At 33.4% G+C, this 12,272-nt stretch carries 10 protein-coding genes; 6 read left to right on the top strand and 4 right to left on the bottom strand.

Annotation, left to right across the window (positions count from 1 at the left end; genetic code table 11):
- Positions 1–173 precede the first annotated feature (173 nt).
- A complete protein-coding gene (locus AC1DY0_RS05225; protein ID WP_477187596.1) occupies positions 174–605 on the top strand; it encodes a TerB family tellurite resistance protein in 432 nt (143 codons plus the stop codon).
- Positions 606–662: 57 nt separating this feature from the next.
- Here the strand turns inward: AC1DY0_RS05225 and fbp are convergent, their stop codons facing one another.
- Positions 663–1,682: a class 1 fructose-bisphosphatase gene (gene fbp, locus AC1DY0_RS05230; protein WP_477187597.1), complete on the bottom strand. Its 1,020-nt coding sequence runs from the start codon at positions 1,680–1,682 to the stop codon at positions 663–665.
- 170 nt (positions 1,683–1,852) lie between these two features.
- On the opposite strand from fbp, the gene AC1DY0_RS05235 reads away from it, so the two are divergent.
- From AC1DY0_RS05235 to AC1DY0_RS05255, 5 genes are all read left to right on the top strand, one after another.
- Positions 1,853–2,335 carry an N-acetyltransferase family protein gene (locus tag AC1DY0_RS05235; RefSeq protein WP_477187598.1) on the top strand — a complete coding sequence of 161 codons (483 nt, stop codon included), beginning with the start codon at positions 1,853–1,855 and terminating at the stop codon, positions 2,333–2,335.
- 65 nt (positions 2,336–2,400) lie between these two features.
- Entirely contained in the window at positions 2,401–3,657 is a 1,257-nt protein-coding gene (locus AC1DY0_RS05240; RefSeq protein ID WP_477187599.1) for an aspartate kinase, read from the top strand.
- A 198-nt stretch (positions 3,658–3,855) separates the two neighbouring features.
- Positions 3,856–7,287, top strand: a complete 3,432-nt coding sequence (locus AC1DY0_RS05245; RefSeq protein ID WP_477187600.1) for a hypothetical protein — start codon at positions 3,856–3,858, stop codon at positions 7,285–7,287.
- A gap of 66 nt (positions 7,288–7,353) precedes the next feature.
- On the top strand, positions 7,354–7,968 hold the full coding sequence (locus tag AC1DY0_RS05250) for a hypothetical protein (protein ID WP_477187601.1): 615 nt from the start codon (positions 7,354–7,356) through the stop codon (positions 7,966–7,968).
- A 191-nt stretch (positions 7,969–8,159) separates the two neighbouring features.
- Positions 8,160–9,221 carry a glycosyltransferase family protein gene (locus AC1DY0_RS05255; RefSeq protein WP_477187602.1) on the top strand — a complete coding sequence of 354 codons (1,062 nt, stop codon included), beginning with the start codon at positions 8,160–8,162 and terminating at the stop codon, positions 9,219–9,221.
- Between the two features lie 330 nt (positions 9,222–9,551).
- On the opposite strand, the gene AC1DY0_RS05260 is transcribed toward AC1DY0_RS05255, so the two are convergent.
- The 3 genes from AC1DY0_RS05260 to AC1DY0_RS05270 all read right to left on the bottom strand — a co-directional run bounded on the left by AC1DY0_RS05260 (position 9,552) and on the right by AC1DY0_RS05270 (position 12,010).
- Complete coding sequence (locus AC1DY0_RS05260; RefSeq protein WP_477187603.1) at positions 9,552–10,022, bottom strand: DUF1572 domain-containing protein; 471 nt, start codon at positions 10,020–10,022, stop codon at positions 9,552–9,554.
- Positions 10,023–10,211: 189 nt separating this feature from the next.
- Positions 10,212–11,357 carry a DUF6438 domain-containing protein gene (locus AC1DY0_RS05265; protein WP_477187604.1) on the bottom strand — a complete coding sequence of 382 codons (1,146 nt, stop codon included), beginning with the start codon at positions 11,355–11,357 and terminating at the stop codon, positions 10,212–10,214.
- 155 nt (positions 11,358–11,512) lie between these two features.
- Positions 11,513–12,010, bottom strand: coding sequence for an SMI1/KNR4 family protein (locus tag AC1DY0_RS05270; protein WP_477187605.1), 498 nt, complete (start codon positions 12,008–12,010; stop codon positions 11,513–11,515).
- Positions 12,011–12,272: the final 262 nt, after the last annotated feature.

Consider the following 12,272-nt stretch of genomic DNA (forward strand, 5'->3'; position numbering starts at 1 on the left):
TTGATATGGGGTTGTAAACTTACGATTAATTTTGAAAATGGAATATTTGATTAAATAAATCATTCTCAAAAAAAATAAAAAATTAGAGGTCAATCGTACAAAAAAGTCATTAAAAACAAAAATCATTATTAAAAAATTAATTATCTTTATATCAAACCTTAAACATTAAGATTATGCCGTTTTCAGATTTATTTAATAGCGAAACCATCCAAAAAGCCAGAGGTCATTTTGCAGCAATTGTACATGTCGCTCATGCTGGTGGCAATATTACCGAACAAGAGCAGAAATTCTTGGATAAATTAGCTGTGAGTCTACAAATTTCGGATTCAGAATATAAAGAAATTTTAAAAGACCCTTCAAAATATCCGATCAATGCACCTTACTTGTATATTGAAAGACTAGAAAGTCTATACAACTTGGCAAGAATCGTTCACCGTGACCACCAACTAGGAGACTTACAAGAACATCTAATGGTGAAATTTGGTTTAGCTTTAGGGTTCACTCCAGGAAATGTTAATTACATTGTAGACAAAGCACTGAAACTAGTCGACAAAAATGTAGATCTCGAAACTTTTTTATACGAAATGAAAAATATGTATAAATAAAAATAGCTCCCAAAATGGGAGCTATTTTTTTGGTTTACTATTTGGTTTTTACTCGGTTTAATATTTACTCAGTTTTGCTTTATACATAAACTCTTCCGCTTTTTCAACCATTTTTATACTACCGCAAAAGAAAGGTACTCTTTCATGCAATTCTGTAGGTTGGATTTCCATTATTCTATCAAAACCATCCGAAGCTTTTCCTCCAGCCTGCTCTACAATAAATGCCATAGGATTACATTCGTATAATAAACGTAACTTCCCTTTTGGAGCTTTTGAGCTTGTCGGATAAATATAAATCCCGCCTTTGATCATATTTCTATGAATATCGGCAACTAAACTTCCTATGTAACGAGACGTGTAAGGACGATCTTCTTCTTCCAACTGGCAATATTTAATATAGTCCTTCACGCCTTGTGGAAAATGAACATAATTCCCTTCATTAATGGAATATATATTTCCGTCTTCAGAGAATTTCATATTAGGGTGTGAAAGATAAAATGTTCCAATAGCAGGATTCAATGTAAATCCATTTACGCCATGACCAGTTGTGTACACAAGCATAGTCGATGTTCCATAAATTACATAACCGGCAGCAACTTGTTGAGTTCCCGRCTGTAAAAAATCTTCTAATGTAACTGGAGTTCCTATAGGTGTTACTCTTCTATAAACCGAAAAAATAGTTCCTACCGAAACGTTCACATCAATATTAGACGAACCATCTAACGGATCCATCAAAAGCACGTATTTATTGTTATGACTGCTATCGCTTCCTTCAACTGTGATAAAATCGTCATTTTCTTCCGAAGCTATACCACAAACAATTTCGCGGTTGATTAAAGTTTGGATAAAAATCTCATTGGCATACACATCCAATTTTTGCTGATCTTCACCCTGAATGTTTTGTTCACCTGCTGCTCCCACGATATCAACCAATCCAGCTTTGTTTACTTTGTAATTGACCACTTTGGCAGCCAACCGAATTGAGTTGATAATCCTGGATAATTCACCTGATGAATACTGAAATGCTTTTTGGTTTTCAATAATAAATTCCCCTAGTGTCTTGTTTCTTTCTTCCATTACGAAATCGATGTAGTTAGTTTGAAGTCACAAATATCGTTTTTTTTGTGAAATTGAAAAGAATAATACTTAGATAGTTTATCAGTATTGTATATTTGCTACATATTCCACAAAAACTAGTTGCTATTTGGCTGTTTTTTAATAGAATTCAAGAATAATAATACGAAATCATGAAAATACGCAAAGGAGAAAAAGAGGACATGCATGGCGTTTTAGCCTTAATTAAGGAGCTGGCAGTATTCGAAAAAGAGCCAGATGCCGTTTTAATTACCGAAGAAGATCTGGTTCGTGACGGTTTTGGAACAAATCCATTGTTTCAAGTTTTTGTTGCCGAGATTGAAAAGGAAATTGTTGGTATTGCTTTATATTATTACCGATACTCTACTTGGAAAGGAAAAACGATCCATTTGGAAGATTTAGTAGTTAAAGATAGCATGCGCGGAACCGGACTGGGTTATGCTTTGTATTCTGAAATCATCAAACAGGCTAAGAAAGATCAAGTTCGAAGAATTGATTGGAATGTCTTGGACTGGAATACACCAGCTATTGATTTTTATGAAAAATCAGGAGCCAAAGTGTTAGATGAATGGAGAGTTGCACAAATGGATGAAAATGCAATAAACTATTTTTTGGACAACAAATTAAAAAATTAAAAAAATTAAAATATGATTTCGTTTTGGAGAAATTCCAAAATCTGAAATCTAAAATCTAAATTAAAATGAGGGTATTTAAATTTGGTGGTGCTTCCGTAAAAGATGCAGCTGGTATCAAAAACGTTTACGACGTTTTGCAACAAGTAGGTTATGAAGATGTATTAGTGATTGTTTCGGCAATGGGAAAAACAACTAATGCTTTGGAAGAGGTTATCAAAAACTATTTTGACAAATCTCCAGAATTGAATTCATCGGTGCAAGAAGTAAAAAAATACCACAATCAAATCTTGTTGGATTTGTTTGAAGATGAAACAAATGAAGTTTTTGCCGCTGTGAATGCTCAGTTTGCTGATTTAGAATATTTTCTAGCTCATAATAAATCTCCAAATTACAATTTTGTTTACGACCAAATCGTAAGCTTCGGAGAATTGATTTCGACTACTATTTTGAGTCACTTTATGGCTTTCAAAGGTATCCAAACACAATGGCTTGATGTTAGAAACTTTGTAAAAACAGATTCAACTTATAGAGATGCGGAAGTAGATTGGGAATTGACGCAGAAAAATATTGCCAACAACATTAAACGCAAAATTCTGAACATCACTCAAGGATTCTTGGGTTCTGATGAAAATAATTTCACTACCACTTTAGGCCGTGAAGGTTCGGATTATACTGCCGCAATTTTTGCTTATTGCCTTAATGCCGAAAGCGTAACAATCTGGAAAGACGTTCCTGGAGTTATGAATGCCGATCCAAGATATTTTGAAAATGCAAGTTTGTTGAATCAAATATCCTATCGTGAAGCCATCGAATTAGCATTTTATGGTGCATCAGTTATTCACCCAAAAACATTACAACCTTTACAGAAAAAGGAAATTCCATTATATGTAAAATCATTTATCAATCCATTGTTAAAAGGAACTGCCGTTTCCAAAGGAGTGGATTTGGAACCTTATTTACCATGTTTCATTGTAAAAAGAAGCCAATTATTGATTTCATTGTCTTCGATAGATTTCTCTTTCATCATGGAAGAAAATATCAGCGAGATATTTGGTTTATTTCACCAATTCAAATTAAAAGTAAACTTAATCCAAAATTCTGCGATTAGTTTTTCTGTTTGTGTGGAAGATAAATTTGGAAACTTCAATGAATTGAATGCTATTCTTTCCAAAAAATTCAAAGTAGATTTTACCGAAAATGTTACTTTATACACCATTAGACATTTTAATGAAAACGCTGCTCAAACTGTAGAAGAAAACAAAACTGTTCTTTTGAAACAAGTGAGTAGAGAAACAATGCAAATTGTAACCAAAGAAAATTAATACATTACCAAAAAACTAATTACCATTAAAGATGGAAGTTGAGAATTCGGCTTCCATTTTTTTTATTTTTTAACGTGTCTTATTATCTAAAATTCAATCCTTAAAATCATTTTTAATATCTCGAATTTGGACATCGACTAATTAACACATTATAAAAATAATAAACACTATTTTTGACACTTTGGAGTTATACTGTTTATGCTAAAAAAGGTATTATTTTGGGTTGTCATTTTTTATTTTTCTGGGCTTCAGGCTCAAGAAATAGATTCGACTTACACTACCAAAAAAATAGCTTTTACGACCGATACTATTCACTTGGAATCCGTAAGCATCAATTCCAGTTATTTCAAAGTATTAGATGCCAAAAATCAGATCATTGACAGTACTTTATATCAAATCGACTTTCCGAAAGGTTATCTTTTATTCAAAAACCAAAACGGCTCGCCCACTGATTCCCTAACGGTTCATTACTTAAAACTACCGGATATTTTAACCAAAGAATATACTATTTACGACAGTAGTAAAATCATTGACAACGATGCCACCACTCAGAATTTGTATAAAATGGAGAGCATTTCGGCTCCAAAAAATATTCCTTTTGATGGTCTTTTGGCAACAGGAAGTCTTTCCAGAGGCGTTACCATTGGTAACAATCAAAATGCGGTGGTCAATTCAAATCTAGATTTTCAAATCACGGGTAAAATATCCGAAAAAGTCAGTATTCGAGCTTCGATTCAAGACACAAACATTCCAGTCCAGGAAGGAAGTTATTCGCAACGGCTGAATCAGTATGACAACATTTTCATGGAACTTTTTACGGACAGTTGGAATGTTCGTGCTGGCGATGTCTTCATAGGTAACAATACAACCCGATTCCTTACTTTTAACAAAAAAATTCAAGGATTATCCGCCACGGTCAATTTTGGAGATGAAGACAGTAAAATCAATGTTTTTGCATCGGGTGGACTGGTTACCGGAAATTATGCCAGCAGTAATTTCAAAGGACAGGAAGGGAATCAAGGTCCTTATAAATTGGTTGGACAAAATGGTGAATTATATGTTTTGGTCATCATTGGATCGGAGCGGGTATATGTTAATGGCGTTTTATTAAAAAGAGGCGAAAACTTCGACTACATTATCGATTATAATTCGGGAGAAATAGTATTCAATCCCCAGTTTCCCATTACTTCCGAAATGCGAATTGTGGTAGAATACCAATATTCTGAAAACAATTACACCCGATTCATAACCTATGACGGTGGAAGTTACACCGATAAAAAATGGAATTTTGGAGCTGCAGTTTATTCTGAAAATGATTTGAAAAACCAACCCGTTCAGCAAAATCTTTCCAGTGAACAAGCTCAAATTTTGGCGAATGCCGGAGACAATCCCAATATGATGATTGCTCCATCGGCAGCTCCTGACACCTATGACGAAAAGAAGATACAGTATAAAAAGACCATCCTTAGCACGGCTACGATTTATGAATATTCCACTAACCCTAATGACGAATTATACAATGTTCAGTTTACTCTTATCGGTCAAGCCAAAGGAAATTACATATTGACAAATCCTACCAGCGTTGACAAAATATTTGAATATATCGCACCAGTAAACGGAATTCCACAAGGAAACTACGAACCTATCATACAATTAGTAGCTCCTATAAAATCGCAAGTAGCGACTTTCTTTGGAAAATACAACCCTTCAGAAAAAACAGCTGTCGATTTTGAATTGGCGGTCAGTAATAGTGATAAAAACTTATTCTCCACAAAAGACGACAATAACAATCAAGGATTGTCGGGCGAAATTAACGCCAAGCAGCGATTGTATTCCAAAAAATGGAATGTTGATGCTTTCTTCAATTATCAAGGCATAGAAGCCGATTTCAAACCTGTAGAGCGCATCAATAGTATCGAATTCTACCGAGACTGGAATGTAAACACGACAACAATTGGAGACCAAAGTTTATTGGGAACGAGGTTGAACTTTAATTTAATACCAAATGAAAATTCCAAAAATGTAGCAACAATTACATACGCTTTTCAAAAACTCGATCTTTCCAATACGTATTCGGGTGTAAAAAACAACCTCAACGCAGGATTTGAATTTACTGATTGGAGTATTAAAAGTGACGGAAGTTATTTAAAAAGTGATGATCTGGAAAACACTTCAAAATTTCTGAGAAACTTTTCGCATGTTCGCTACAATTCCAAAAAAAACTGGATTGGTAGTACGCTCCGTTTTGAAGATAATCAAGAAAAAAATAAAGTAACACAACAATTCTCTTTGCTCAGTCAGCGCTTTTCAGAATACGGAATCTATGCCGGCCATGGCGACAGCACCAAAGTTTATGTCCAATTAGGTTATGTAAAAAGAGTAAACGACAGTGTTCAAAACGGTTTGTTGAAAAGAGTAAACACCTCAAATAGTTATAACTTGCAAACCAAATTATTTCAAACCGAGACTCGTGATTTATCATTGTTCGTAAACTACAGACAATTAAACTACACCGATCCTGCTTTAAAAACAACACCTTCACTAAATGCAAAAATGCTTTACAATGACCAGTTTTTCAATAAATTGATTCAAAGTAATACACTTTACGAAACTAATTCTGGAACAATGCCTTTTCAGGATTATACTTATGTTGAAGTTCCCGCCGGACAGGGAAAATACACTTGGAATGATTACAATGGCAATGGAATAAAGGATTTGGAAGAATTTGAAATCGCACCTTTTTCGGATTTGGCGACCTATACCAGAATCTTTTTGCCTAATCAGATTTATATTAAAACCAACCAAAACAGATTTTCCCAGTCCTTCATAATCAATCCTATTGTTTGGCAAAATAGCAGTCCGTTCAAGAAAGCACTATCCTATTTTTATATGCAGACTTCCTTTATTATGGATCAAAAGATTAAAAATAATGGAGAACATTTAGCACTAAATCCATTTGAATCGTCTTCGGAAGACATTTTGGGACTCATCAAAACCTTTACGAATAGTTTGTCGTACAATAGAGGGAAAAGAGACAATTCGGTTACTTATACTTTTACCAAAAACGAAACTCAAAATTTATTGTCTGTCGGAACCATCCAAAACAAAAACAGCTTCCATCAGTTGCAGTACCAACACTTATTACAAAAAAGCTGGCTGTTTGATATACTCGCAAAAACCATCCAAACCGCAACAGAGTCCCAAACATTTGCCGAAAAAAACTATACTATTGAAGGCTATTTATGGATTCCAAAAATCAGTTACCTTTTCTCCAAAAACGTTAGCTTAGACCTTTTTTATGAATACATCAACAAGGAGAATCAGATTGGCACTTTGGATACTTTAACCCAAAATCGCTTTGGCACTTCCTTTAGTTACATTGGCAATTCTAAGTTTAACGTAAACGGAGAAATCTCTTTGTATGAAAATGACTTTGTAGGCAATGAGTTTTCTTCGGCTGGATACCAAATGCTGGAAGGATTGCAAAGAGGACAAAATATAACATGGAGAACTCTTTTTCAAATGAATTTGACAAAATTTTTAGATTTAAATTTTGTTTATCAAGGCCGAAAAAGCGAAGTAAGTGATGCTATTCACACGGGGAGTGTGGAGCTAAGGGCTTATTTTTAACTATCTTACATCCAATATTTAAAAATAAAGTAGTAAATTTAGGTTTAATCTAAAAACTAGGCAGATATGAAAAAATTAATGTTATTGAGTTTCTTATTTATTGTATCAAATACTTTTTACGGACAAACAAGCAAAACTCAAGAAAAGACCACTACAGAAAAAGCAACGAAAACAACTACTGACGCTAAAAAAACAACGGAAAAAACAGCCAAAGATTCGAAAGCTACGGCCGATAAAACAAAAACAGATACCAAAAAAACAACAGATAAAGTAGCCAAAGATTCTAAAGCGACGGCAGATAAAACAAAAACGGACGCCAAAAAAACAACGGACAAAGCAGCCAAAGATTCGAAAGCGACAGCCGATAAAACAAAAACAGAAGCTAAAAAAACTACAGACAAAGTAGCCAAAGATTCCAAAGCAACTGCTGATAAAACAAAAACAGAAGCTAAAAAAACTACAGACAAAGTAGCCAAAGATTCCAAAGCAACTGCTGATAAAGCAAAAACAACGACAACAAACAAAACTACCACAACCAAAAAAGAAGTTACCAAAACAGCCGTAAAAACAGCTGATAAAGCATCAGGAGAATACTATAACGGCAAAAAAGTATATACTGGACCACAAGGGGGTAAATACTACATCAATTCAAACGGAAACAAAACTTATATCAAACAATAAACTTGTTTTTTCAAATACTGTAAAGGCTATCCAAAATTGGTTAGCCTTTTTTGCTTACTATCGTTTTTCAATAGTACTTTAGCATAGAAAATCTCAGCTTATTTAATTAATCTTTTAGTAATACATTGCAAACATTAAAAAACAAAGCATCCATTATCTTTCGCCTTACAAATAAACTGTAAGACAGACACATGAATTTAAATTCCGAAAATAAAACTATTTTGATAGCCCCATTAAATTGGGGACTGGGTCATGCTACCCGCTGCATTCCTATTATTAAAGCTTTGCAGGAAAATAATTTTACCCCAATTATTGCTTCAGATGGAATTGCCCTTGAGTTACTTAAAAAAGAATTCCCTTATTTAAAAACCCTTGAACTGCCTTCCTACCAAATTGAATATGCCAAAAACGGTAAAAATTTCAAATGGAAACTGATAAAAAGCCTCCCAAGAATGCTAGAAGCAATCCGGGAAGAAAAGAGAATTGTAAAAAAATGGATTCAGAAATATGAAATAGACGGAATCATATCCGATAATCGATTGGGGGTTATCAGCAATAAAATTCCATCCGTATTTATCACTCATCAATTGAATGTAATGACTGGAAACACCACTTGGTTTACGAGTAAATTACACCAATACATTATCCAAAAATATAATGCCTGCTGGGTACCTGATGTAAATAGTCAATTGAACCTAACAGGAAAACTAGGCCATCTGGAAAACAACTCTCTAAACTTACGTTATCTTGGTCCATTGAGCCGCATGCACAAAATGGCATTGCCTATTCAATATGATTTAATGATTATTTTGTCCGGGCCTGAACCGCAACGAGGATTCTTGGAAGCTCATCTTACCGAAGAAGTAAAACGCTATGAAGGAAAAGTAGTTTTCGTAAAAGGCATTATCGAAAACGAGCAAAAAAAAGAACAAATAGGAAATGTGACCTACTATAATTTCATGAAAACCCGCCAATTGGAACAAACCTTTAACGAAAGTGAAAAAGTGCTTTGTCGATCAGGTTATACTACGATTATGGACTTGGTCAAACTCCACAAAAAAGCTTTTTTCATCCCAACTCCAGGGCAATATGAACAAATTTATCTGGCCGAAAAACTGCAAAACGAAGGCTTAGTACCGTATGCTACTCAAGACGCTTTTAGAATTGAAAATCTTTCACAAATAGAGCAATTCAAAGGACTTCCACAATTGGACAGTACTGTAAACTGGGAAGAATTATTCAAAGTATTTTAACAGAATTCGATTATTGATTTTTTGAAGCAGAAACATTTGGCTTTTTAGGCAATATGGCTCCCGCTTTCCGTTGCAATCTTTTGTGTCTCGTTTGAGACGAGACACAAAAGGATTTTCACTGCAATCGGGGCTAAGGGGAAATATTCTGCTTCTTGGCCATTATTAAAAGAAGAAAAAATAGCAATAATTGGGCTTAGGTTACAAACATTGAAACCTTCTTCGGGTGATTGTCTGCGTCGTGTACTACTTATTTCAGAGAACACAATTAAGCGTTTACAGCGTATCACCAGAAAACGGAATCAAAAGAACACCTGTGAAAAGTGCTTATGATTAATTTTGCATTATCATTTTCTTGATTAAAGAAATTTGTCCCAAATGATAATAGCTGTGTTCAATAACACCTTCAATATTTCGCAAATAGCTTCCATACTTTTCGTCTACAAATGGCTGATCAAAAATGTTATCATTCATTTGTTCAACTTTGTCTGCAAACTTTTCGGAATTATTCAGAAAGTCGGTAACTAATTTATTCCAATCCTCTTCAGACTTAATTGGCGGTAGGTCAAAACTATATTTATCACTAATTTCAAGCTTCCCTTTTTCAAAAGCGTTCAATAGTCCTGCTAAATAATAGTTTATGTGATAAGTCAGAGCCGCAATAGTATTCAAATTGCCAACTTTTTGAGTTGCCTGCTGCCAATTCACATTTAGTATTTGCTCCTTATAATTTGTGTTAGCAATCCAATGTCCATTTAGGAAAACTTCCCGAAGTCGGCTTGCAATAGTTAAATTCCTTGTCATTGTATCTATCAATTAAATGTTCATTTCTTGTGATAAAATTTCGTCAGATAGCATATCCCTTATCGACTACAGCCGGTTTGGGACTAAATTAAGCCCATTATTCGGATTTGTCAAATCATCCCAAATACAAAACCACCTTTCCATTAAGCCTATTGCCCAAATCCGTTGTAGCTGTTGGCAGTAGTACTTTTAATCATATTCGGTTTTATCTCTTATTCTTTTTGATAAGCCATTTTTTTCTAAAAAATTGTAGCCAAGATTTAGTGTAGTAAATTCACCCTTTTTCGTTTCAAATTTAAAATATTGTCCATCGCTTTCTACCTTCTTTTCATTATCATCTGCCCAATATTTAATTGTATATTTTACTTTGAAGTCTTTTTTGATTTCTTCGGAATTTTGCAAAAGACTTTTTAAATAGAAAGATTCAGATTTAGTTAATTCACAAACTTTCTTGCCATTTACAAAACGTACGTACTCAAAATCGATAAATTTTTTGGATTCGTTTTTTCTTTCCAGTTTAATATTTTGATTGAGAAAAACAACTGGTAAAGTTGCCCATTTCATTTCCGTTGGTGATTCGTTTCCGTAATCGGTTATAGTTTTTAAAATTATACCATCTTTAATGAATGTAGTCGTAATAGTCATCGCATCGGTGCGACTTGCAATATAATCATCCTTTAAGTTTATAAAGTTTGCTTTTTTATAATTATTTTCAATTTTAATGAAGTCTTTTTTGCTAATTTTAGACTTGCAGAATCCTTTTTGATTAACATACATTTTTCCATAATATTCAATTTCTCCATTTTTGGAAATCATTATATCATCAACGGGACAAGTCCCATAACATCCAGAAGTTGACACAATGACTTTGTCGAAAGAATTAAGTGAGTCAATTTTAAAGTTTTGTTTTAAAAAATTTCCTTTTGATTTGTCATCGTATTCTAAAATTAAAGAATCTTTAGTAAGTTTAATTATTTTAATATTTACCCACTTTTTATCTTTTAAATCAAACGTTTCTAGGCTGTCATTTTGAATTCTGTATTTTGTATAGCTCCCCAAAAACTTTCTCTTAGTTCGTCCATCATTATCTTTTTCGGTTAAATCAAAATATCCGGTTTTATTCTCAACTTCTCCATTTTTGTAAAATGAATAACCAGATTCTCCAAATGGGTTAAATCTCCGTGGAAATATAATTATATCTTTATTTGATGTTTTTTTTGGGATTTCGTAAAAACTTTTCCAATCGCCGATAATTAATTTTTCATAATTATTGGATTTCTGTTTGCAAGAAATTACAGTTAAAACTAATGCTAATATTATTATTGTTTTTCTCATTTTCTAGAATCACTACCAACTGTCTGGTAATTAGAAGGTTTTGGACTAAATTAAGCCCATTCTTCGGATTTGCCAAATCATCCAAATAAATAACCAATTTCAAATTAAGCCTAATACCCAAATTGCTTGTAGCGTGTGTTGGCGGGTAGCCCATTTTACTTTTCAGTTCCATCATAATTATATTCTTCAAGTGTCCACTCAATTAACACTTCATTGACCCAATCAACAAAACTATCATTACAAGTTTCAACTTCAGTTAAGTTTTCGTATTTAAAATCGTGTTGCCAAAAAACAATTGGACAAATTTCATTTTCAATTCGAGAAAAATCAAGACAATAATGATTTCCATAACCATCAGGAGAAAATGGCAAAAAATATTTCGGCATTGGATTTTCAACTTCTGAATGTTCAAAAATATAAACTTTGTCAAGTGAAGCGTTTAAAAACTCTTCTCCAAGTCCATTAACTTCATTTCCGAATAAAGAAAAGCCATTATTTTTTTCAATAAACCACTTAAAATCTTTCGGCAGTTTATATCCAATTATATTTTCAAACTCTTCAATTCGATTGTCTATTATTGGGCTTCCTAAACTCAAAATAGAATCTGAGAATTTTATTAAATTTTTATATGTAATCGAAATTTTGTCTTCCATTCTTTTGTTTGGGTTTCCGCCAACGTCAGTCTGTGAAAAAACCTCCGTTTGTATATCACCAAATATAACAAAAAAGTTGTGTCAAAACAGGAATTTTCGTATTTTTAAGAATGCAGCATATCACAGGAATTTCCCGTCATCAGATGCGTTTTTCTAGTTTAGAAGACGCTATAAGTCCCGATAATCAAGTTCGTTTTATAGATGCTTTTGTGGAATTTATTGACCTCACCAAGCTGGGTTTTGCAATACAAAGTATCAAAGG

The organism is Flavobacterium sp. P1_E4 (assembly GCF_056405915.1).